This is a genomic window from Rathayibacter sp. VKM Ac-2759, from assembly GCF_009834225.1.
In the GTDB taxonomy this organism is placed as follows: Bacteria; Actinomycetota; Actinomycetes; order Actinomycetales; family Microbacteriaceae; genus Rathayibacter.
Map to the genome: position 1 here is coordinate 2,479,979 of NZ_CP047176.1, position 23,019 is coordinate 2,502,997.

The window sequence follows — 23,019 nt, forward strand, 5'->3', positions numbered from 1 at the left end:
CGACCCAGGGTACCGGCCGCGCCCTCCGCGCTACCCTGGTCGGCATGACCACCCCGAGCACCGCTGACTCCGCCGCGCCCTCCTCCGCCTGGGGATACGGCCTCGCGACCATCGCCGCCGACGGCACCGTCCTCGACACCTGGTTCCCGGAGCCTCGCCTCGGCGTCATCCCGGCCGGCCGCGATCCGTGGATCGTCCCCGCCGAGTTCGAGGCGCTCGCGGGAGAGGACGCGCGGCGCGAGGTCCGCATCGACGTCGTCACGCTGCAGATCGACACCCAGGCGCCGCCGGCCTCGACCTCGGACGCGTACCTGCGTCTGCACCTGCTCTCGCACCTGCTCGTCCAGCCCAACACGATCAACCTCGACGGCGTCTTCGCGCACCTCCCGAACGTCGTCTGGACGAACGCGGGACCCGTCGCTCCGGAGTCCTTCACCCGGCTGCGGCCGTCACTGCGGCGCCACGGCATCCAGGCGACCGGGATCGACAAGTTCCCCCGCCTGACCGACTACGTGACCCCGGCCAAGGTCCGCATCGCCGACACGTCGCGGGTGCGCCTCGGGGCGCACCTCGCCCCCGGCACGACGGTGATGCACGAGGGCTTCGTGAACTTCAACGCCGGCACGCTCGGCAGCTCGATGGTCGAGGGGCGGATCTCGCAGGGCGTCGTCGTCGGCGACGGCTCGGACATCGGCGGCGGCGCCTCCATCATGGGCACCCTCTCCGGCGGAGGAGTGCAGCGCGTGTCCATCGGCGCGCGGGCGCTGCTCGGCGCGAACTCGGGGATCGGCATCTCGATCGGCGACGACTCCGTCGTGGAGGCGGGCCTCTACGTGACGGCCGGCACGAAGGTCGTCGTGGTCGACGCGGCGCCGCGGGCCGACGGCCGCCCGCAGACGGTCAAGGCCGTCGAGCTCTCGGGAGTGCCGAACCTGCTCTTCCGCCGCAACTCGCTGAGCGGGGCCGTCGAGGTGCTCGCCCGCACCGGCGCCGGCATCGAGCTGAACGCCGCGCTGCACGCCTGACGATCTCCGCGGGTCTCCACCCGGGTCTGCCACACGCCGTGGCGTGAGGCGCACCCGGGCGGAGACCCGCGGTCCGGGTCAGCGGCCGGTCGGCCAGTGGCGCTCGGGGGCGCCCATGTAGAGCTGCTGGGGGCGGCCGATCTTGGTCTGCGGGTCGAGGTTCATCTCGCGCCAGTGGGCGATCCAGCCGGGCAGGCGGCCGATCGCGAAGAGCACCGTGAACATCCGCGTCGGGAAGCCCATCGCCTTGTAGATGACGCCGGTGTAGAAGTCGACGTTCGGGTAGAGGCGGCGCTCCTTGAAGTAGTCGTCCTCCAGCGCCAGGGCCTCGAGCTCCATCGCGATGTCGAGGAGCGGGTCCTTCACTCCGAGGGCCTGCAGCACCTCGCCCGCGCTCTCCTTGACGAGCTTCGCGCGCGGGTCGTAGTTCTTGTACACCCGGTGGCCGAAGCCCATCAGGCGCACGCCCTCCTCCTTGTTCTTCACCCGCTCGACGAAGGTCTGCACGCTCTCGCCCGACTCGCGGATGCGGCCGAGCATGGTCAGCACGGCCTCGTTGGCTCCGCCGTGCAGCGGTCCGAACAGCGCGTTGATGCCCGCGGAGACCGACGCGTAGAGGTTCGCCTCGGTGGAGCCCACGAGGCGCACGGTCGACGTCGACGCGTTCTGCTCGTGGTCCTCGTGCAGGATCAGGAGGCGGTCGAGCGCCTTCGACAGGACGGGGTCGATCTCGTACGGCTCGGCCATGGTGCCGAAGTTGAGCCGCAGGAAGTTGTCGACGAAGCTCAGCGAGTTGTCCGGGTACAGGAACGCCTGGCCGATCGCCTTCTTGTGCGCGTACGCGGCCATCACGGGCAGCTTCGCGAGGAGGCGGATGGTGGTCAGCTCGACCGCCTCCGGATCCTTGGGGTTCGAGGTCTCCTCGTAGTAGGTGGAGAGCGCCGAGACTCCTGCCGAGAGCACCGACATGGGGTGCGCGTTGTGCGGGAGCGCGTCGAAGAAGCGCTTGAGATCCTCGTGCAGGAGCGTGTGGCGGCGGATGCGCTCGTCGAAGCCCGCGAGCTCGTCGGCGGTGGGCAGCTCGCCGTAGATGAGGAGCCACGCCACCTCGAGGTAGGTCGCGTTCGTCGCCACCTCTTCGATCGGGTAGCCGCGGTAGCGCAGGATGCCCTGGTCGCCGTCGATGTAGGTGATGTGCGACTTCGTCGCCGCGGTGTTCACGAAGCCGTAGTCGAGCGACATGAAGCCGGTCTGCTTCGACAGCGTCGAGAAGTCGATGCTCGACGCGCCGTCGACGCTGCGGAGCACGGGGAACTCCGCCGTCCGATCACCGAAGGTCAGCGTGACCTTCTCGGGCTGGGCCTCGGCCGCTGCCGGCGCGCTCTCCGTGGCGGGCTCGGGTGTCTCCACCGTCGCGGTTCCGTCGCTCTGCGTGCCGGATTCGGTCACAACGCCTCCCAGGTCGTCACGTCGCACCCCTGCGCGCGCTCGCTCGGAGCGGGCGGCGCCGGGTCTGGATGGTGGTGCAGCGCGCGCCGTCGTGAGGCGACATCGACCGAACCACATACAGCCTATGGGCAAAGCGAGGGCACTGTGACACCGTCCAGCGCTCCCCGCACCCGCCTGTGGGATCCCTCCAGGATCGGCTGGAGGAGCGCCTCAGAGACCCGTCGCGAGGCGCTCGGCGGCCGCGGAGATGCGCTCGTCCGTGGCCGTCAGCGACAGGCGCACGTGCTCGGTGAAGTGGTCTCCGTAGAAGACGCCGGGGCCTGCGAGGACGCCGAGCCGGGCCAGGCGCTCGATGGACTCCCACGCGGGCCGGCCCTCGGTCGCCCAGAGGTAGAGCCCGGCCTCGCTGCGATCGATCCGGAAGCCGGCGGCCTCGAGCGCGGGCCGGAGCCGGTCTCGGCGAGCCCGGTAGCGCTCCTTCTGCTCGGCGACGTGCTCGTCATCGGCGAGCGCGACGATCATCGCCTCCTGCAGCGGCGCAGGGACGATCATGCCCGCGTGCTTGCGCACCGTGACCAGGCGGGCGATCAGGCCGGCGTCTCCGGCGACGAAGGCGGCGCGGTAGCCGGCGAGGTTGGACTGCTTGCTGAGGGAGTAGACGCCGAGGACACCGCGGCGGTCCTCCCCCGCGACGCGCGGATCGAGGATGCTCGGGATCGGCTCCGAGGCCCAGCGGCCGTCCCAGCCGAGCTCGGCGTAGCACTCGTCTCCCGCGATCACGGCTCCGAGCTCGCGCGCCCGGGCGACGGCGCGCTGCAGCGCGGCGACGTCGAGCACGGAGCCGTCGGGGTTGCCGGGAGAGTTCAGCCAGACCAGGCGGGTCGCCGCGGGCCACTCGTCGGGGTCGTCGGAGGCGAGCACCCCGGCCCCCGCGATCGCCGCACCCATCGCATAGGTCGGGTAGGCGGCCCGGGGGTGCACGACGACGTCGCCCTCGCCGAGCCCCAGGAGGAACGGCAGCCAGGCGACGAGCTCCTTCGAGCCGATGGTCGGCAGGATCTCGTCGGGGCCGAGGCCGGCCACTCCGCGGCGCCGGGCGTACCAGGCGGCGATCGCCTCGCGGAGCGCGGGCGTGCCGACCGTCGTCGGGTAGGAGTGAGCGTCGGTCGCGCGGGCCAGGGCCTCCCGGATCGGCCCGGGGGTCGGGTCGACCGGGGAGCCGATCGAGAGGTCGACGATCCCGTCGGGGTGCGCCGCCGCCGTCCTGGCGTACGGACCCATGAGGTCCCACGGGTAGTCGGGGAGCGCTCCGAGTGCCACGGAGGAGGGCCTCAGTGCGCCTGGGGCGGCAGGACCGCGATGACCGGGTGGTCCTTCGCGATCACTCCGACCTTCGCGGCGCCGCCGGGCGAGCCGATCTCGTCGAAGAACTCGACGTTCGCCTTGTAGTAGTCGGACCACTCCTCGGGGAGGTCGTCCTCGTAGTAGATGGCCTCCACGGGGCAGACCGGCTCGCAGGCACCGCAGTCGACGCACTCGTCGGGGTGGATGTAGAGCGAGCGCTCGCCTTCGTAGATGCAGTCGACCGGGCATTCGTCGATGCAGGCGCGGTCTTTGACATCGACGCACGGAAGTGCGATCACGTAGGTCACGGTCGTGGACGTCCCTTCGAACAGAGGTCTCTATCGTACGGGGAGCGGCGGTGCGCCGGTGCCGCCGGCGACCGGGGTGCGCACCCGCGGCCAGGCGATCACGACGAGCGCGATGAGGGCCGGGAGGAAGGTCCACGCGATCCCCATGCCGTTCGCGGGCACCAGCACCGAGCCGCCGGCGCTGCGCAGCGCGAGGAGGCCGATCACACCGAGCAGCCCCATCGCCGTGCAGAACGCGACGAAGCGGTCGACCATCACGAGGCGCAGGCCCAGCAGCAGCAGCAGGACCGCGGCGAGCGAGGCGACGAGGCCGAGCGGGAGGACGGCCCCGCCGAGGGTCAGCGTGCTCTGGTGCGCGACCGTCGTGATCGCGCCGACCACGGCGCCGACCGCGACCGCGGCGACCCCGGAGAGCACCCTCGAGCGCAGGTCGGGCCGCTCCTCGACGGCCGCCGCGGGCTCGACCGGCGCCCCCGAGGGCCGGAAGCGCTCGACGCGGCCGATCGGGAAGGCGGGCCCGCTCGAGAGGCGCGCCAGCTCGCCCTCGACGACGATCTGCGTCGCGTGGGCCTCGAGAGCGGAGCGCTTGCGGGCGTAGTCGTCGTCGGTCAGCTCGATCGCGACGTCGCCCGGGAGCGGCTCGGCGTCGACGGGCAGGACCGCGAGGAACCGCAGGTCGAGGCGCTCGGCCGCCTGGCGGGCCACGCTCGCGATCCGGATGTGATCGGGGTGGCCGTAGCCGCCTCCGTCGTCGTAGGAGAGCACGGCGGCGGCGCCGGTCTGCGCGAGGACCGCGACGAGATCGGCGATCTCCTCCTCCTCGTCGGCGCTGGTGAGCGAGGCGGGGTCGGCCGGCTCGAGCGGGACGGGGACGCGCCCCGGGCCCCACTGCATGCCGGAGTCGCGGTAGACGCGCGGGGCGAGGCCGGGCGCGCGGGCGCCCGCGTCGCCGAGGAAGCGGTGATCGGCGACCCCGAGCGCGGTCAGGGCGACGACGAGCTCGGTGGTGCGGTGGGAGGCGAGCTGCTCCGAGCCCTCGAGGGTCGCGAGGTCCTCGGGGATGACCTCGCCGCGCTCTCCGCGGGTGGCGGTCACGACGGTGACGGCCGCTCCCTCCGCCACGAGATGCGCCAGGGTCCCGCCCATGGTCAGGGTCTCGTCGTCCGGATGGGCGTGCACCGCCACGATCCGCTCGGTCGCGCCGTCCCGACTCGCGTCCACTCTCCGCCTCTCGTCCGGCGTGCTCCCGGCGGCCCGCGCCACTTCTGGACAGGCGCGCGGGCGTCGAGCTAAGGTCTACCTCGGTAAGGCAAGGCTTACCGAAGGAAAGCGGCCCGGGGCGGGTGCCGTCCCGTCCTCCCCGCCCTCGATCAGGAGAACACGCGTGCTCGCAAACTACCTCATCGGCCTTCGCGAAGGCCTCGAAGCCGGCCTCGTCGTCGGCATCCTCGTGGCCTACCTGACCAAGCTCGGCCGCCGCGACGTGCTGCCCCGGCTCTGGATCGGGATCGCCTCCGCGATCGTGCTGTCGCTGGGCACCGGTGCGATCCTCACGTGGGGGCCGTACGGCCTGTCGTTCCAGGCGCAGGAGCTGCTCGGCGGCGGGCTCTCGATCCTCGCCGTCGGCCTCGTGACCTGGATGATCTTCTGGATGGGCGCGAACGCCCGGAGCCTCAAGGGCGAGCTCGAGTCGAAGCTCGACGGCGCCGTGGCGGGCTCCGCGATCGGGATCGTCGTGCTCGGCTTCGTCAGCGTCGGCCGCGAGGGCATCGAGACCGCGCTCTTCGTCTGGGCCAGCGTCTCCTCGAGCAGCGCGGGCTCCGGGTCGGACGCGTGGGTCGGCACGATCGGCGCGTTCCTCGGGATCCTCAGCGCCGTCGTCATCGCCTACCTGATCTTCCGCGGCTTCGTCCGCATCGACCTCGGCCGCTTCTTCACCTGGACGGGCGGGTTCCTCATCCTCGTCGCCGCCGGCGTGCTCTCGTACGGCGTGGGCGATCTGCAGGAGGCGTCGCTGCTGCCCGGCTGGGGCGCTCCGCTGTTCAGCCTCGGCTCGATCCTCCCGGCGCCGATCGCCGCCGTCCTCGGCGGTCTCTTCAACTACACGCCCGAGCCGACCGCGCTGCAGTTCGCGGCCTGGCTGCTCTACCTCGTCGTCGTCGGGGTCCTCTTCGTCCGCCAGGTCCGCCTCCGCAGGCCGCGACGGGGCAGCGCGGCCCCGGCCGCGGCACCGACGACCGCCTCGGTCTGACCCCTCCCGCTCCGCTCCGGCCTCGCCGGACGACCTCCCCCGACACCAGGAGAACAATGGCCTCGCGCACCCGACCCCCGCTCCCCCGCGTCCTCACCGGCCTCGCCGGCGCCGGCGCGCTCGCGCTGATCCTCACCGGCTGCGTGCCGAACACGACGAGCTCCTCCTCGGCCGCCCTCGACGTCGCGATCAGCGACGACGCGTGCGACGTGTCCGCGGCCACCGCCGAGGCCGGAGCCGTCACCTTCGCGCTCGAGAACACGGGGTCGGACGTCAACGAGTTCGAGATCCTCGCCGAGGACAAGCTGCGCATCGTGGGCGAGAAGGAGAACGTCACTCCGGGCCAGAGCGTCTCGTACGTCGCGCAGCTCGAGCCGGGCACCTACTACACGGCCTGCAAGTTCCAGCAGGTCGGCGCCCCGATCGGCCTCAGCGCGTTCACGGTGACCGGCGAGGCGACGGAGCAGTCCGCCGATGAGAAGGCCGCCACCGAGGCCGCCGTGACCAACTACATCGCCTACGTGAAGTCGCAGGCGGGCGAGCTGCTCCCCGCGGTGAAGGCCTTCGCCGACGCGTACACCGCCGGCGACGACGAGACCGCCCGCAGCCTCTTCGCCTCGACCCGCGTGTTCTACGAGCGCATCGAGCCGACCGCCGAGGCCTTCGGCGACCTCGACCCGAGGATCGACTACCGCGAGGTCGACGCCGTCGCCGAGGGCCTGGACTGGACCGGCTTCCACCGCATCGAGAAGGACCTCTGGGTCCCCGCGCAGGACGCTCTCAACTCCGACGGCACCAGCGCCTGGCTCGACTGGGCGCCCTCGACGACCGAGCAGCGCGCCGAGTTCGGCCAGGGCCTCGTCGACGACGTGCAGAGCCTCTACGACCTCGTGAACGCCTCCGACTTCACCGTCTCGGTCGGCGACATCTCGAACGGCGCGATCGGGCTCCTCGACGAGGTCGCCGCCGGCAAGATCACCGGCGAGGAGGACTGGTGGTCGAGCACCGACCTGACCGACTTCGCCGCCAACGTGCAGGGCGCGGAGGTGGCCTTCGGCAACGTCGAGCCCATCGCCACCGCGAGCGGCGACGACGGCGCGGACCTCACGGCGCAGATCACCGAGCGCTTCACCGAGCTCGACACGATGCTCGCGCAGTACGGCTCGATCGACTCCGGCTTCGTCGCCTACTCGACGCTGACGGACGACCAGAAGAAGGAGCTCTCGGACCAGGTGAACGCCCTCTCGGAGCCCCTCTCGCAGCTGACCCACACCGTGCTGGGCGTCGAGGAGCCCGCGGAGTAGTGAGCGAGGACCAGCGCGCGGACGACCTCGAGTCGACCGGACCCGCCGAGCAGCCCCGCCGCCTGTCGCGGCGCGGGCTGCTCGGCCTCGTCTCGGCCGGGACCGCCGGGCTCGCGGCGGGCGTCGGCGGCACGTTCGCCGTGACCTCCGCGGCGACGGCGAGCGACTCCGGAGCCGCGAACACCGTGCCGTTCTTCGGCGCGCACCAGGCCGGCATCACCACCGCCGCGCAGGACCGCCTGCACTTCGCCGCGTTCGACGTCGCCTCCGGGACCACCCGCGAGGATCTGATCGAGCTGCTGCAGGACTGGACGCTCGCGGCCTCCCGTCTCGCCCGGGGTCTCGAGGTGGGCGAGGACGGCGCGGTCGGCGGCCCCGACACCGCGCCTCCCCAGGACACCGGCGAGGCCCTCGGGCTCGACGCCGCCTCGCTCACCGTGACGTTCGGGTTCGGCCCGACGCTCTTCACCGATGCGGACGGCACCGACCGCTTCGGCCTCGCCGACCGGCGGCCGCCCGAGCTCGAGACGCTGCCGCGCTTCCGCGGCGACGCGCTGCTGCCCGCGGGCAGTGGGGGCGACCTCTGCATCCAGGCGTGCGCCGACGATCCGCAGGTGGCCGTGCACGCGATCCGCAACCTGAGCCGCATCGCCTTCGGCCGCGCGTCGCTCCGGTGGTCCCAGCTCGGCTTCGGGCGCACCTCGTCGACCTCGACGGCGCAGGCGACTCCGCGCAACCTCTTCGGCTTCAAGGACGGCACCGCGAACATCAAGTCCGAGGAGCCGGACGCCGTCGAGGAGCACGTCTGGGTGCAGCCCGCGGACGGCCCCGACTGGCTCGCGGACGGCAGCTTCCTGGTCGCGCGCAAGATCCGGATGATCATCGAGACCTGGGACCGCAGCCAGCTCGGCGAGCAGGAGCGGGTGATCGGCCGGAGCAAGGGGTCGGGCGCGCCCCTGTCGGGAGGCGGCGAGTTCACCGAGCCCGACTTCGACACGGCCGGCGCGACGGGCGCGCCGCTCATCGACGAGGAGTCGCACGTGCGGCTCGCGCACCCGAGCGTCAACGGCGGGGTGCGGCTGCTGCGGCGCGGCTACAACTTCGTCGACGGGAACGACGAGCTGGGGCGCCTGAACGCGGGGCTGTTCTTCCTCTCGTTCCAGCGGTCGCCGCAGCAGTTCGTCACCGTGCAGCAGAGCCTCGCGAGCGACGCGCTCAACGAGTACATCAAGCACGTGGGCTCCGCGGTCTTCGCGGTCCCGCCCGGTGCGCGCGACGAGAGCGACTACGTGGGCTCCGGGCTCTTCGCCTGAGACACCTGAGCAGACGCGCATCCGGTCCCAGCCGCTGCGCCGCTCGCTCTTACCCTCCCGAAAGACGGGCTGCCTAGCGTCGGGCCGATGTCGGGACACGGTGCGAAGAGCGGGCTGACCAAGCGCGAGCGGCAGGAGCTCGCCCGCGAGCAGGCGCGGGAGCGGCGCGAGGCCGAGCGGAGGCGTCGACGCCGCAACCGGGTCCTCGGGCAGAGCGGAGCGGCGCTCGGCGTACTCGCGGTCGTCGCCCTCGTCGCGTGGAACGTGTGGTCGCAGCAGGCCGTGGCCAGCATCGGCCCGGCCAACATGCTCAGCGACGGGATCGTGCTCTCCGGCTCCGACTCGACCGTCGCCGCGGTCACCACCGCCCCGATCGAGCCCGGCGCCGAGCCCGTCGCGACCGACGAGGCGGCCGCGCGGGCCGGCGGAGTCGTGACGGTCGACCTCTACGTCGACTACCTCTGCCCGTACTGCGGGCAGTTCGAGACGACGAACATGGCCGACCTCGAGTCGTGGCTGACGCAGGGGGCGATCACGCTCGAGATCCATCCGATCGCGATCCTCGACTCCTCCTCGGCGGGTTCGCAGTACTCGAGCAGGGCCGCCAACGCCGCGGCGTGCGTGGCCGACGAGGACCCGGACAGGTTCCTCGCCGTGCACGAGGCGCTGTTCGCGCAGCAGCCCGCCGAGGGGACCGCGGGGCTGGACGACGACGCGCTGCGGACGCTCGTGACCGACGCGGGCGTGACCGACGACGACGTGCTGGCCTGCATCACGAGCGGCGAGTTCCGGCCCTGGGTCGCGGCGGCGACGGAGCGGGCGACGACGCAGCCTCTCGCCAACTCGTCCCTCGGGAAGCTGGTGTCGACTCCGACCGTGCTCGTCAACGGCCAGCAGTACACCGGGGCGCCGGACGACGCGGACGCCTTCGTGTCGTTCATCACGTCGACGCTCGAGGCGGAGTCGACGGCCGCGACGGACACGCCGACGCCGACTCCGGCGGGCTAGGCCACGCTCGGGGCGGGTCTCGATCCGCCCCCGCGGGGCCGCTCGATGCGCAACGGACACCGGACATGCGGAAGGCCGGCCGGAGCGTGCTCCGGCCGGCCTTCCGCATGGATCAGTTCTGCTTCTTGAGGCGGCTCGTGGCGCGAGCGCGAGCGTTCGCGTCGAGCTCGACCTTGCGGATGCGCACGATCTCGGGGGTGACCTCGACGCACTCGTCCTCGCGGGCGAACTCGAGACACTCCTCCAGAGTCAGCTGACGCGACGGCGTCATCGACTCGAAGGTGTCGGAGGTCGACTGACGCATGTTGGTCAGCTTCTTCTCCTTGGTGATGTTGACGTCCATGTCGTCGTTCCGCGAGTTCTCTCCGATGACCATGCCCTCGTAGACCTCCTCGGTGGGGTTCACGAAGAAGGTCATCCGCTCCTGGAGCGCGATGATGGCGAACGGAGTCACGACGCCCGTGCGGTCGGCGACGATCGAGCCGTTGTTGCGGGTGACGATGGCGCCGGCCCACGGCTCGTAGCCGTGCAGGATGGCGTTCGCGATGCCGGTGCCGCGGGTGGTGGTGAGGAACTCGGTGCGGAAGCCGATCAGGCCGCGCGAGGGCACGATGAACTCCATGCGCACCCAGCCGGTGCCGTGGTTCGCCATGTTCTCCATGCGGCCCTTGCGGGCGGCGAGGAGCTGCGTGATCGCGCCGAGGTACTCCTCCGGGGCGTCGATGGTCAGGTGCTCGAAGGGCTCGTGCACCTTGCCGTCGACCTGGCGGGTGACCACCTGGGGCTTGCCGACGGTGAGCTCGAAGCCCTCGCGGCGCATCTGCTCGACGAGGATGGCCAGCGCGAGCTCGCCGCGGCCCTGGACCTCCCACGAGTCGGGACGGCCGATGTCGAGGACCTTGAGCGACACGTTTCCGATCAGCTCGCGGTCGAGCCGGTCCTTCACCATGCGCGCGGTGAGCTTGTGGCCCTTGACCTTGCCGACGAGCGGCGAGGTGTTGGTGCCGATCGTCATCGAGATCGCCGGGTCGTCGACCGTGATGGCCGGCAGGGGGCGGATGTCGTCCGGGTCGGCGATGGTCTCGCCGATCGTGATCTCGGGGAAGCCCGCGATCGCGACGATGTCGCCGGGACCGGCCGACTCGGCCGGGTAGCGGTCGAGCGCCTTCGTGATCAGCAGCTCGGTGATGCGGGCGTTGGTGTGCGAGCCGTCGTGGTGGACCCAGGCGACGGTCTGGCCCTTCTTGATCGTGCCGTTGAAGACGCGGAGGAGGGCGAGGCGGCCGAGGAACGGCGACGCGTCGAGGTTGGTGACGTGGGCCTGGAGCGGCGCGTCGTCCTCGTAGGTCGGCGCGGGGATGTGCTTGAGGATCGCCTCGAAGAGCGGCTCGAGGTCCTCGGCGTCCGGCAGGGTGCCGTTCTCGGGCTTGTTCGAGGAGGCGCGGCCGGCCTTGCCCGAGGCGTAGACGACGGGCACGTCGAGGATCGCGTCGAGGTCGAGGTCGGGGACGTCGTCCGCCATGTCGGAGGCGAGGCCGAGCAGGAGGTCCTGGCTCTCGGCGACGACCTCGTCGATGCGCGCGTCCGGGCGGTCGGTCTTGTTGACCAGCAGGATGACGGGCAGCTTGGCCTCGAGCGCCTTGCGGAGCACGAAGCGGGTCTGCGGGAGGGGGCCCTCCGACGCGTCGACCAGGAGGCAGACGCCGTCGACCATGGACAGGCCGCGCTCGACCTCTCCACCGAAGTCGGCGTGGCCGGGGGTGTCGATCACGTTGATCGTGATGGGGCCGTCGGTCGCGTGGACGCCGCTGTACGAGACAGCGGTGTTCTTCGCGAGGATCGTGATGCCCTTCTCGCGCTCGAGCTCGTTCGAGTCCATCGCGCGCTCGTCCACGTGGGCGTGCGCGTCGAAGGAGTTCGTCTGCTTGAGCATGGCGTCGACCAGGGTGGTCTTGCCATGGTCGACGTGGGCGACGATCGCGACGTTGCGCAGGTCGGAGCGGGTGGCACTTGCCATGTGAACGGACTCGTCTCGTGTTCTCGTGCATAAAGGGGGACTATCCATCGTACCGCAGGCTCGCCGGGGAACGGCGAGAGGCCCCGGACTCCGCCGGAGCGCCTGCGCGGCAGGCTCTCTCGGCGGGGTACGGGGCCTCTCGACGGCGCGGATCAGACGGCGAACTCGATCCCGGCGCCCGGGATGGCGGCGAGCAGCTCGCGGGTGTACTCCTGCTCCGGCGAGTCGAACACGGTGTCGGTCGACGCGTGCTCGACGATCCGGCCCTTCTGCATCACGCAGACGTCGTCCGCGATCACGCGGACCACGGCGAGGTCGTGCGTGATGAACAGGTAGGTCAGCCCGAGCTCGGCCTGCAGATCGGCCAGGAGGCGGAGGATCTGCGCCTGGACGAGCACGTCGAGCGCCGAGACCGCTTCGTCCAGCACGACGATCTCGGGCTTGAGCGCGAGCGCCCGCGCGATCGCGACGCGCTGGCGCTGACCGCCCGAGAGCTCGTTCGGGTAGCGGCCTGCGATCACCCGGGGCAGCGACACCTGGTCGAGCAGCTCGAACACGCGCTCGCGCTGCGAGGTGCGGTCGCCGACGTTGTGCACCTTCAGCGGCTCCGAGATGGTGTTGCCGATGTTGTACAGCGGGTCGAGCGACCCGTACGGGTCCTGGAAGACCGGCTGCATCGAGCGCCGGAGCGCCAGCATCTCCTTGCCGCGCAGCTTCTCGGTGCGACGGCCGTCGATCGAGATCGCTCCGCTCGTCGCCGTCTCGAGACCGAGCACGAGGCGCGCGATCGTCGACTTGCCCGAGCCGGACTCCCCCACGAGCGCCGTGGTGGTGCCCTTCGGGATCGAGAACGAGACCTCGTCGACGGCGGTGAAGTCCTCGGCCTTCAGCCCGCCGCGGCGGATCTTGAAGACCTTGGTGAGGTTCTCGACCTCGATCATCGGAGTCGCCGTGGCAGCCGGCACGCCGGTGTGCACGCCGGCGGCGCGGACCAGGTCGACCTCGCGCACGTCCGCGGACTCGCCGGGCACCGCCTCCGTCGCCGCGCCCGCGGTCGACTGGATGCGCCGCGAGGCGAGGCTCGGAGCCGCCGCGATCAGGCGCTGCGTGTAGGGGTGCTGCGGGTTCTGCAGCACCTCGACCGAGGCGCCCGACTCGACGATGCGGCCCTTGTACATGACGATGAGCTTCTCGGCGCGCTCGGCGGCGAGGCCGAGGTCGTGCGTGATGAAGAGCAGCGCCGTGCCGTCGGTCTTCGTCAGGGTCTCGAGGTGGTCCAGGATCCTGCGCTGCACCGTGACGTCGAGCGCCGAGGTGGGCTCGTCGGCGATGAGCAGCTGCGGAGCCGCGGCCAGGCCGATGCCGATGAGCACGCGCTGGCGCATGCCTCCCGAGAACTGGTGCGGGAACTGCTTGAGGCGCTTCTCGGCGTCGGCGAGGCCGGCGTTCTGCAGCACCTCGATCGCCTTGGCGCGGACCTCCTTGCGCCCGGTGGCGAGGCCGTTCGCCTTGATCGTCTCCTCGACCTGGAACCCGATCGACCAGACCGGGTTGAGGTTGGACATCGGGTCCTGCGGCACGTAGCCGATCCGGCGACCGCGGAGGTCCTCGAGCTCGGTGCGCGACGCCTTGGCGAGGTCCTTGCCGTCGAACAGCACGGAGCCACCGGTGACCTTGCCGCTGCCGGGCAGCAGCCCGATGATCGCCGCGGCGGTCGTCGACTTGCCCGAGCCGGACTCGCCCACGATGGCGACGGTCTGGCCGTGCTCGATCGTCAGGCTCACGCCGCGCAGGGCCTGCACCAGGCCGCTGCCGGTCTGGAAGCCGACCTCGAGGTCGCGGACCTCGAGGAGCGGGCCGGTGGGGGTGGGGGGTGTGGTCGTCATCGGAGGGCCCTCGCCTTCGGGTCGAGCGCGTCGCGCAGGGCCTCACCCATCAGGATGAAGCTCAGCACCGTGATGGTCAGCGCGGCGGACGGGTAGATCAGCGTCTGCGGGTTGGTCCGCAGGTCGCGCTGGGCCTGGCTGATGTCGTTGCCCCACGACATCACCGAGCCGGGGAGGCCGACGCCGAGGAACGACAGGGTCGCCTCCGCCGTGATCGCCGCGCCCAGCGAGATCGTCGTCACGACGATCACGGGGGCGATCGAGTTGGGCATGACGTGCCGGAAGAGGATCGCCATCCGCGAGAGCCCCGTGGCCGTCGCCGCGCCGACGAAGTCGGACTGCTTGACCCGGAGGACCTCCGAGCGGAGGACGCGGGCCGTGGTGGGCCACGCGAACGCGCCGATCGCCAGGGCGATGACGAACACGTTCCGGTGCTCCGAGAAGACCGACATGATGACGACCGCGGCGAGGATGTAGGGGATCGAGAAGAAGATGTCGCCCGCGCGCATGATCACGGTGTCGACCCAGCCGCCGAAGAAGCCGGCGAGGGCTCCTCCGATGACACCGGTGATCGTCGTGATCGCGATCACGATGAGGCCGACGGACAGCGATGTCGACGTGCCGAAGATGATCCGCGAGTAGACGTCGCAGCCCTGCTTCGTGAAGCCGAGCACGCTGCCGTCGCCCGGTCCGTCGAGACTGCGGCCGAGGTCGCACGCGCGCGGGTCCGCCGAGGTGAAGAGGTTCGGCAGCAGGGCGACGGCGATGATGAGCAGGATCAGGACGCCCGAGATCCAGAACATGGGGCGCTTGCGGAGGTCCTGCCAGGCGTCGGTCCAGAGGTTGCTGGGCTTCTCGTCGAGCGAGACGGCGTCGATCGAGGCGATCGGGGTCTCTTCGAGAGGAGCGACGAAGTGATCGATGCGGCGCGGTGCGCCGGGCGTCTCATTTGGCATAGCGGATCCTCGGGTCGAGTACGGCGTAGAGCAGGTCGACGAGGATGTTCACCACGAGGTAGAACAGCACCATCACCGTGACGAAGGAGACGACCGTCGGCCGCTCTCCTCGGATGATCGCCTGGTAGAGCGTGTTCCCGACTCCGGGAACGTTGAAGATGCCCTCGGTCACCGTCGCGCCCACGATCAGGAGGCCGAAGTCGGCGCCGAACTGGGTCGTGACGGGGATCAGCGAGTTGCGCAGGATGTGCACGGGCACGACGCGGCGTCGCGACAGTCCCTTGCCGTAGGCGGTGCGCACGAAGTCGGAGCCCGCCGTCTCGATGACCGAGCCGCGCGTGAGGCGGATCGCGGAGGCGACCACGAACAGCGCCAGCACGATCGCGGGCAGCAGCAGCCGCTCGAACGTCGCCTGGCCGCCGACCGTCGGTGGGAACCAGCCGAGCTGGACCGCGAAGAAGGTCTGGGCGATGAAGCAGAGCACGAAGATCGGCACCGAGACCAGCAGGAGGCTGACCACTAGGGCGCTCGCGTCGAAGAGCGAGCCCTTCCGGAGTCCGCTGATCAGGCCGATGGTGAGAGCGAGGACGATCTCGATGACGATGGCCATCATGGCGAGCGTGAGCGTCACCGGGAACGTGCGGGCGAGGATGTCGTTGACCGACTGGCCCGAGAACGAGATGCCGAAGTCGCCCCGGACGACTCCGCCGAGGTAGTAGAGGTACTGGACGATGAAGGGGTCGTTCAGGTGGTACTGCTCCTCGAGACGCGCGAGGAGCGCGGGGTTCGGCGTCTTGTCGCCGAAGAGCGAGAGCAGCGGGTTCCCCGGCATGGCGAAGACCATGAAGTAGATGAGGAACGTCGTGCCGATCAGCACGGGGACGGCTTGCAGGATGCGTCGGACGATGTAGGCGAGCATCTCAGCCCTGCCGATTCCGGTGTCGCATGGTGGGAGACCTCATTCGATTCGGACCGAAACAGGGCGCTCCGCCCGCCGGCCGACCGAGGTCGACCACGCGGGCGAAGCGCCCCAGTTCTAGCAGCTTAGTTCTTGGTGATCTCGTAGTAGAGCGGCACCGAGTTCCAGCCGAACTGCACGTTCGACACGGTCTCGCCGTATCCGCCGGTCACGTTCGAGTACCACAGCGGGATCGCGGGAAGGTCCTTCAGGAGGACCTCCTGCGCCTGCTGGAACTTCTCGTTCGCCGAGTCGAGGTCGGTGTCGACAGCGCCCTCACCGAGCAGCTGGTCGAACTCGGCGCTCGAGTAGTCGCCGTCGTTCGACGAGGCGTTGGTCGCGTACAGCGGGCCCAGGAAGTTGTACAGACCCGGGTAGTCGGCCTGCCATCCGGTGCGGAACGCGGTCTCGATGGTGCGGTCGGTGATCTTGGTGCGCGCCTCGGCGAAGGTCGGGTAGGCCTCGCCCTCGGCGTCGATCCCGAGCGTGTTCTTGATCGAGTTGGACACAGCGTCGACCCAGCCCTGGTGGCCGCCGTCGGCGTTGTACGCGATCTTGAAGGTGCCGTCCCAGGGGCTGATGGCGTCGGCCTCGGCCCACAGCTCCTTCGCCTTGTCGGCGTTGTACTCGAGCACCTCGGCGCCCTCGAGGGAGTCGCTCCAGCCGTCGATCACCGGGGAGGTGAAGTCGGAGGCCGGGGTGCGGGTGCCCTCGAAGATCACGTCGGTGATCTGAGCGCGGTCGATCGACATCGAGATGGCCTGACGGCGCAGCTGGCCCTCCTCGCCGCCGAAGTGCGCGAGGCGCTCCGGGATGGTGAAGGACTGGAAGACGGCGGCGGGCTGGTTGACCGCACGGTCGCCCAGGTCGCTCTCGTAGGTGCCGTACGCGGAGTCCGGGATCGCGTCGAGGACGTCGAGGTTGCCGCCCTGGAGGTCGGAGTACGCCGCGTCCTGCGTCGCGTAGAACGTGATGGTGAGTCCGCCGTTGACGGGCGTGCGGCCGCCTGCGTAGTCGGGGTTCACGACGAGGTCGATCTGCACGTTGTGCTGCCACGCGTCATCGCCCGAGAGCATGTACGGGCCGTTGCCGATCGGGTTCTGACCGAAGGCGTCCATGTCCTCGAACGCGGCGGCGGGCAGCGGGTAGTACGCCGAGTAGCCGAGACGGAGCGGGAAGTCCGACTTCGGCTCCTTGAGCGCGACGGTGAAGGTGGTGTCGTCGACGACCGCGAGGCCGGAGAGCTCGCTGTCCTCGTCGTAGCTGAAGCCCTCGATGTCCTCGAAGAAGTAGCTGTTCAGCTGGTTGTTCGAGAGCAGCGCGCCGTAGTTCCACGCGTCGACGAACGAGCTGGCCGTGACCGGGTCGCCGTTCGTGAACGTGAGGTCGGGCTTGATGGTAATGGTGTAGTTCTGCGCGTCGTCCGACTCGATCGACTCGGCGACGTCGTTCTGGGGAGCACCCTCGGCGTCGTAGTAGACGAGACCGGCGAAGATCTCGTCGAGGATCTTTCCGCCGCCCACCTCGTTGGTGTTCGTCGGGATCAGCGGGTTCTGGGGCTCGGAGCCGTTGGTGGTGATGATCGCGCCGGAGTCGCCTCCCGCGTCACCTCCGCCCGAGTCGCCCGAGCTGCTGCAGCCGGCCAGAACCAGGGTGCTCGCGGCGACGAGCGCCAGAGCCCCGAGGCCGAATCGTCTGATTTTCACTATTCCTCCAGTGGTGTGAGGGCGCGCGAGAAGTGGTTTCCCTGACGCGAAGAAGGCCGTGCGCGTGGCGACGGCGTCGGCGCACGGGAGACTGTTGGCCACCGCGCGAATGCCTTGGACGAGACTATGTATTGACTCGCTATCTCTGCAAAAGCATGTGGGAACCGTTACACAGCGGTAACCGGGAGGTGTAATCCTTGCGTGGGTCCGCACGAATCGTGCGTCCAGGCGCCTCCGGACGCGGATCATCGACGTTGCGAAAGGATCCGGGCGTTGTCCAACCAGCTTCCAGGAAGCACTCCCCCACGGCGCCGGATCGGGGCCGAGATCCTGCTCGTCCTCGGTCTCTCGCTCGGTGCGTCGGCCGTCTACTCCGTCGTCTCGATCACCAACAAGCTGACGCGCTCGGTCGCCCTCGGTGATCAGACGACGACGATCAACGGCTCGCTGAGCGATCGTCCGACGTTCGACCTGATCTACCAGCTGCTCGCCCTGTTCTTCGATCTCGTGCCGGTCGCGCTCTGCGCGTTCCTCCTCTGGCAGAGCGCCGGACGTCCGCTCGGCCGTCTCGGGCTCGATCTGCGGCGTCCCGGGTTCGATCTGGGCAGCGGCGTGATCCTCGCGGTCGCCATCGGCGCTCCGGGGATCGGGCTGTACGCCCTCGGCCGCGCGCTCGGGATCACCGTCGCGGTCGTCGCGTCGCCGCTCGACACCTACTGGTGGACGGTCCCCGTCCTGGTGCTCTCGGCGATCCGCGCCGGCATCCAGGAGGAGGTCATCGTCGTCGGCTACCTCTTCGCGCGCCTGGAGGACCTCGGCTGGGGCCGCTGGCGGATCCTGTTCGCGAGCGCGCTCCTCCGGGGCAGCTACCACCTGTACCAGGGCATCGGGCCGTTCATCGGCAACGTGATCATGGGGGTCGTGTTCGGGCTGTTCTACCAGCGCTTCGGGCGCACGCTGCCTCTGGTGATCGCGCACTCGATCATCGACATCGTCTCGTTCGTCGGCTACCCACTGGCCGTGGCGCTCTGGCCGGAGCTGTTCGCGGCGCCGCCCGCGACTCCCACTCCGACGCCGACGCCCTGAGTCGAGCGGTCGCTGGAGTCGGGGCCGCACAAGTAAGGCTGGGCGACCGCTTCCCCCGAGATCTCGGCAGTTCCCCCCACTCAGCCTCAGTTGCGCAGACGTTGCCGCTGGCCGGGCGTCCAGAGGTGCACGCGGCGGCGCACGAGACCGGCGAGGGTCGCCTCAGTGGTCGGCCAGTCGTGCAGGACTTGACGAGAGGACAGCCGAACGACGAAGAAGCCCCTCGCCTGCAGCGCGAGCGTGCGGCGGTAGTCCTCCTCGAGCTGGACGGACCCGGTGTGGAAGGCGCGACCGTCGGTCTCGACCGCGAGGCAGTCGCCGATCACGTTATCGACGGCGCCGACCCCCTCGACCGGTACCTGCGCGCGCACCCGGGCCCGGAGGCGGACGCCGGCCAGGCGGATCCTCGTCTCGAGACCCGACTGGCAGCCCCTCACGACCAGGTCGAAGACCCGCCGTCGCCCAGCCGACGCCAGAGAACTCAGTGCGATCAAGTCGTCGTAGGGCAGGAGGCCCTTGTCGACCACCGAGTCGAGGGCCATCACGGCCTCCTCTTGAGGGAGGCACTCGACCGCGTGGAGGACGCTGGCGCGGATGCCGTCGCGCGAGCACGTCTCCCGACCGCAGCCCGGCCACTCGCGCCAGTGCAGACGGACACCTCGCGCGGGCGACCGCACTGCGTTCGGCGCGACAGCGACATGCAGCTCCCGCTCCGCGAGGACCCATACCTTCCGGGAGGCGAGCGCGGACGCGCAGGTGAGCACTCCGCCCGCTGCGACCGCCCGACGCTCGTCGACCGGGACGGACGGCAGAGCGAACCACCCCCGTCGGAGGCGGAGCACGAGTCCTTCGCGCAACGCCAGCTCCAGGAAGTGCCGACTGCACCCGTCGGAGGCGAGCTGACGGGCGGAGGCCACCCCGTCGCGAGCGGCGAGGGCGAGGAGAACGCGGTTCATCCCGCGAGGATGCCCCTGCCATGACCTGCGGTGGCCGGAGAACCGGGCGGCGGTGGAGAGCCGACCCGGACCAGGCCCTCGGGAGGATCGACGATTCGCCTCACAACTGAGGCCGGATGGCCCCGACTCCCGAGAATTCTCGGGAATCGAGCATCCAGCCTCAGTTGTGAGGTTCTAGCGCCGGCGGATCAGGCGAAGGCCTCGATGGGCGGGCAGGCGCAGACGAGGTTGCGGTCGCCGAAGGCCTGGTCGACGCGGCGGACGGGCGGCCAGTACTTGCCGCGGACGAGGGTGCGGACGGGGTAGACCGCCTCCTCGCGGGAGTACGGGTGCGTCCACTCCTCGGCGACGAGGCACTCCGCGGTGTGCGGGGCGCCGCGCAGCGGGTTGTCGTCGACGGGCCACTCCCCCGCGCCCACCCGGTCGGCCTCGGCCTTGATACCGATCATCGCGTCGATGAAGCGGTCGATCTCGGCGAGGTCCTCGCTCTCGGTCGGCTCGACCATCAGCGTCCCGGCGACGGGGAAGCTCATCGTCGGCGCGTGGAAGCCGTAGTCGACGAGGCGCTTCGCGACGTCGTCCACGGTGACCCCGGTCGCCGCGGTGAGCGGACGGATGTCGAGGATGCACTCGTGCGCCACGAGCCCGTTCTCGCCCGTGTACAGCACCGGGTAGTGCTCGCGGAGGCGCGCGGCCACGTAGTTCGCCGACAGGACGGCCGCTCCCGTCGCGGCCCGCAGGCCCTCCTCGCCCATCATGCGGGCGTAGGCCCACGAGATCGGGAGGATGCCCGGGCTGCCGTACGGCGCCGCCGAGACGGGAGCGCCGCCGTGCACGACGGTCTCGCCGTGCTGGCCGACCGCGTGCTCGAGCCGCTGCGCGAGCGGGTGCCCGGGCAGGAACGGCGCGAGGTGCGCCTTGGCGGCGACGGGGCCGACTCCGGGGCCGCCTCCGCCGTGCGGGATGCAGAACGTCTTGTGCAGGTTGAGGTGCGAGACGTCGCCGCCGAAGTCGCCGAACCGGGCGAAGCCGAGCAGCGCGTTGAGGTTCGCGCCGTCGACGTAGACCTGGCCGCCGGCCTCGTGCACGAGCCGGCAGATCTCGGCGACCTCGTGCTCGTAGACGCCGTGCGTCGACGGGTACGTGATCATCAGCGCGGCGAGTCCGGCCGCGTGCTCGGCGATCTTGGCGCGCAGATCGTCGAGGTCGACGTTGCCGAGCTCGTCGCACGCGACGACGACGACCTTCATGCCCGCGAGCACAGCGCTCGCGGCATTGGTCCCGTGCGCACTGGAGGGGATGAGGCAGACGGTGCGCTCGAGGTCGCCGTTCGCGCGGTGGTAGCCGCGGATCGCGAGCAGTCCCGCCAGCTCGCCCTGCGAGCCCGCATTGGGCTGCAGCGAGACGGAGTCGTACCCGGTCAGGTGCGCGAGCCAGCGCTCGAGCTGGTCGATGAGAGCGAGGGAGCCCTCGACGTCGGACTCGGGGGCGAACGGGTGCAGGTTCGCGAACTCGGGCCAGCTGACCGCCTCCATCTCGGTGGCGGCGTTGAGCTTCATCGTGCAGGAGCCGAGCGGGATCATGCCGCGGTCGAGCGCGTAGTCGGCGTCGGCGAGGCGCTTGAGGTAGCGCATCATCGACGTCTCGCTGCGGTGGGTGTTGAACACCGGGTGCACGAGGAACGGCGTCGCCCGCTCCAGCACGGCCGGGATGCGGCGAGCCGCTCCTGCGATGAAGCCGGACGAGGAGTCGAGGTCGCCGATCGCGATCGCGACGGCGATCACCTCCTGGGACGTGACGGTCTCGTCGACCGACACGGCGACCGTGTCGGAGTCGACGAGGCGTACGTCGAACCCGGCGTCGCGGGCGCGGGTGACCGCCGCCTCCGCTCCGCCCGGCACCACGACGGCGACGGTGTCGAAGAAGTCGTCGTGCCGGAGGGTGAGGCCGGCGTCGGTCAGCAGGCGCGCGAGGAGCGCGGCCTGCGAGTGCACGCGCTCGGCGATCCGGGCGAGCCCGTCCGGTCCGTGGTAGACCGCGTACATCGCCGCCATGACGGCGAGGAGCACCTGCGCGGTGCAGATGTTCGAGGTGGCCTTCTCGCGGCGGATGTGCTGCTCGCGCGCCTGCAGCGAGAGGCGGTACGCGGGGTGGCCCGCCGCGTCCTGGCTGACGCCGACGAGCCGGCCGGGGAGCTGGCGCTCGAGTCCCTTGCGCACGGCGAGATAGCCCGCGTGCGGTCCGCCGAAGCCCATCGGGACTCCGAAGCGCTGGGAGGTGCCGACGGCGACGTCCGCGCCGAGCTCGCCCGGCGAGCGGACGAGGGTGAGGGCGAGCAGGTCGGCGGCGACGACCGCGAGGCCGCCGTGGGCCTTGACCGCGGCGAGCACCTCGGACGGGTCCCACAGGAGGCCGGAGGCCCCGGGGTACTGCACCAGGGCGCCGAACGCCTCCGGGACCTCGTCGGCCGGGGTCTCGGCCAGCGGCAGCTCGACGATGCGGATGCCCACCGCCTCCGCCCGGCCGCGCAGCAGTGCGAGCGTCTGCGGCAGGGCGTCGGAGTCGACGACGAAGACGTCGGTGCGCGCCTTCGAGGCCCGACGGGCCAGCAGCATCGCCTCGACGACGGCGGTGCCCTCGTCGAGCATCGAGGCGCCGGCGGTGTCGAGACCGGTGAGGTCGGAGACCATCGTCTGGAAGTTGATCAGCGCCTCGAGGCGGCCCTGCGAGATCTCGGGCTGGTACGGCGTGTAGGCCGTGTACCAGCTCGGGTTCTCGAGGACGTTGCGCTTGATCACGGCGGGCACGTGCGTGCCGTGGTAGCCGAGGCCGATGAGCGGGCGGCGCACCGTGTTGCGCGAGGCGAGCGCGCGCAGCTCGGCGAGCGCCTCCGTCTCGGTGGCGGGGGCGGGGAGGACGGGCTCGAGCTCGCGGACCTGGATCGAGTCGGGCACGGCGGCGGCGACCAGGTCGTCGACGGAGTCGTAGCCGAGGGCCGCGAGCATGGTGCGCTGCGCGTCGGCGTCGGTCCCGATGTGGCGCGACTCGAAGTCGCCGGGGGTGCGGGGGGTCGACATCTACTCTCCGACCAGCTCGCCGTAGGCAGCGGCGTCGAGGAGGCCGTCGGGGAGCGCGTCGAAGCGCACCTTGATCAGCCAGCCCTCGCCGAAGGGGTCGGAGTTGACGAGCTCGGGGCTGTCGACGACGCCGGTGTTGGCCTCGAGGACCTCGCCGTCGACGGGGGCGAAGAGCTCGCCCACCGACTTCGTCGACTCGATCTCGCCGACGACGCTGCCGCCCTCGACGCGGGTGCCCGCCTCGGGGAGCTCGACGAAGACGACGTCGCCCAGCTTGTCGGCGGCGTAGGCGGTGATGCCCACGATCGCGGTGTCACCGTCGACGCGGATCCACTCGTGATCGGAGGTGTACTGCAGCTCGGAGGGAACGGCCAT

Annotated in this window: 18 protein-coding genes; 6 read left to right on the plus strand and 12 right to left on the minus strand. The window is 70.8% G+C overall.

The window, feature by feature from the left end; genetic code table 11:
- The first annotated feature begins 44 nt into the window (after positions 1 to 44).
- Positions 45 to 1,025 (plus strand): 2,3,4,5-tetrahydropyridine-2,6-dicarboxylate N-succinyltransferase, encoded by a 981-nt coding sequence (gene dapD / locus GSU68_RS11495; protein WP_159908433.1) that lies wholly within the window; start codon positions 45 to 47, stop codon positions 1,023 to 1,025.
- A gap of 78 nt (positions 1,026 to 1,103) precedes the next feature.
- Here the strand turns inward: dapD and GSU68_RS11500 are convergent, their stop codons facing one another.
- From GSU68_RS11500 to GSU68_RS11515, 4 genes are all read right to left on the minus strand, one after another.
- Positions 1,104 to 2,366 carry a citrate synthase gene (locus GSU68_RS11500; protein ID WP_244259489.1) on the minus strand — a complete coding sequence of 421 codons (1,263 nt, stop codon included), beginning with the start codon at positions 2,364 to 2,366 and terminating at the stop codon, positions 1,104 to 1,106.
- Positions 2,367 to 2,684: 318 nt separating this feature from the next.
- Positions 2,685 to 3,794, minus strand: a complete 1,110-nt coding sequence (dapC, locus tag GSU68_RS11505) for a succinyldiaminopimelate transaminase (RefSeq protein WP_159908435.1) — start codon at positions 3,792 to 3,794, stop codon at positions 2,685 to 2,687.
- Positions 3,795 to 3,805: 11 nt separating this feature from the next.
- Positions 3,806 to 4,126, minus strand: coding sequence for a ferredoxin (gene fdxA, locus GSU68_RS11510; protein WP_056044987.1), 321 nt, complete (start codon positions 4,124 to 4,126; stop codon positions 3,806 to 3,808).
- A 30-nt stretch (positions 4,127 to 4,156) separates the two neighbouring features.
- A complete protein-coding gene (locus tag GSU68_RS11515) occupies positions 4,157 to 5,347 on the minus strand; it encodes a PIG-L family deacetylase (protein WP_159908437.1) in 1,191 nt (396 codons plus the stop codon).
- Positions 5,348 to 5,510: 163 nt separating this feature from the next.
- Here GSU68_RS11515 and efeU point away from each other — a divergent pair, with 163 nt between their 5' ends.
- The 4 genes from efeU (at position 5,511) to GSU68_RS11535 (ending at position 10,002) form a co-directional block, all read left to right on the plus strand.
- On the plus strand, positions 5,511 to 6,377 hold the full coding sequence (efeU, locus tag GSU68_RS11520; protein WP_159908439.1) for an iron uptake transporter permease EfeU: 867 nt from the start codon (positions 5,511 to 5,513) through the stop codon (positions 6,375 to 6,377).
- Positions 6,378 to 6,433: 56 nt separating this feature from the next.
- The gene (gene efeO, locus GSU68_RS11525) at positions 6,434 to 7,681 is read left to right on the plus strand and encodes an iron uptake system protein EfeO (protein WP_159908441.1); all 1,248 of its coding nucleotides are present in this window, start codon (positions 6,434 to 6,436) and stop codon (positions 7,679 to 7,681) included.
- Positions 7,681 to 8,994 carry an iron uptake transporter deferrochelatase/peroxidase subunit gene (gene efeB, locus GSU68_RS11530; RefSeq protein ID WP_159908443.1) on the plus strand — a complete coding sequence of 438 codons (1,314 nt, stop codon included), beginning with the start codon at positions 7,681 to 7,683 and terminating at the stop codon, positions 8,992 to 8,994. The genes efeO and efeB overlap by 1 nt, the downstream gene beginning before the upstream one ends.
- Positions 8,995 to 9,081: 87 nt before the next feature.
- A complete protein-coding gene (locus GSU68_RS11535; RefSeq protein ID WP_159908445.1) occupies positions 9,082 to 10,002 on the plus strand; it encodes a thioredoxin domain-containing protein in 921 nt (306 codons plus the stop codon).
- A gap of 112 nt (positions 10,003 to 10,114) precedes the next feature.
- Here the strand turns inward: GSU68_RS11535 and typA are convergent, their stop codons facing one another.
- The 5 genes from typA to GSU68_RS11560 all read right to left on the minus strand — a co-directional run bounded on the left by typA (position 10,115) and on the right by GSU68_RS11560 (position 17,525).
- Positions 10,115 to 12,019: a translational GTPase TypA gene (gene typA / locus GSU68_RS11540; RefSeq protein WP_159908447.1), complete on the minus strand. Its 1,905-nt coding sequence runs from the start codon at positions 12,017 to 12,019 to the stop codon at positions 10,115 to 10,117.
- Positions 12,020 to 12,171: 152 nt separating this feature from the next.
- The gene (locus GSU68_RS11545; RefSeq protein ID WP_159908449.1) at positions 12,172 to 13,905 is read right to left on the minus strand and encodes an ABC transporter ATP-binding protein; all 1,734 of its coding nucleotides are present in this window, start codon (positions 13,903 to 13,905) and stop codon (positions 12,172 to 12,174) included.
- Entirely contained in the window at positions 13,902 to 14,861 is a 960-nt protein-coding gene (locus GSU68_RS11550; protein ID WP_159908451.1) for an ABC transporter permease, read from the minus strand. Before GSU68_RS11550 ends, GSU68_RS11545 begins: the two co-directional genes overlap by 4 nt.
- A complete protein-coding gene (locus tag GSU68_RS11555) occupies positions 14,851 to 15,780 on the minus strand; it encodes an ABC transporter permease (RefSeq protein WP_159908453.1) in 930 nt (309 codons plus the stop codon). The genes GSU68_RS11550 and GSU68_RS11555 overlap by 11 nt, the downstream gene beginning before the upstream one ends.
- 125 nt (positions 15,781 to 15,905) lie before the next feature.
- Positions 15,906 to 17,525 (minus strand): ABC transporter substrate-binding protein, encoded by a 1,620-nt coding sequence (locus GSU68_RS11560; protein WP_244259252.1) that lies wholly within the window; start codon positions 17,523 to 17,525, stop codon positions 15,906 to 15,908.
- 273 nt (positions 17,526 to 17,798) lie between these two features.
- Here GSU68_RS11560 and GSU68_RS11565 point away from each other — a divergent pair, with 273 nt between their 5' ends.
- The gene (locus tag GSU68_RS11565) at positions 17,799 to 18,611 is read left to right on the plus strand and encodes a CPBP family intramembrane glutamic endopeptidase (RefSeq protein WP_244259253.1); all 813 of its coding nucleotides are present in this window, start codon (positions 17,799 to 17,801) and stop codon (positions 18,609 to 18,611) included.
- A gap of 86 nt (positions 18,612 to 18,697) precedes the next feature.
- Here the strand turns inward: GSU68_RS11565 and GSU68_RS19685 are convergent, their stop codons facing one another.
- The 3 genes from GSU68_RS19685 to gcvH all read right to left on the minus strand — a co-directional run bounded on the left by GSU68_RS19685 (position 18,698) and on the right by gcvH (position 23,019).
- Positions 18,698 to 19,567, minus strand: coding sequence for a hypothetical protein (locus tag GSU68_RS19685; RefSeq protein ID WP_208544558.1), 870 nt, complete (start codon positions 19,565 to 19,567; stop codon positions 18,698 to 18,700).
- Positions 19,568 to 19,755: 188 nt separating this feature from the next.
- Positions 19,756 to 22,644: an aminomethyl-transferring glycine dehydrogenase gene (gene gcvP / locus GSU68_RS11575; protein ID WP_159908459.1), complete on the minus strand. Its 2,889-nt coding sequence runs from the start codon at positions 22,642 to 22,644 to the stop codon at positions 19,756 to 19,758.
- A complete protein-coding gene (gene gcvH / locus GSU68_RS11580) occupies positions 22,645 to 23,019 on the minus strand; it encodes a glycine cleavage system protein GcvH (RefSeq protein ID WP_159908461.1) in 375 nt (124 codons plus the stop codon). It lies immediately after the preceding gene.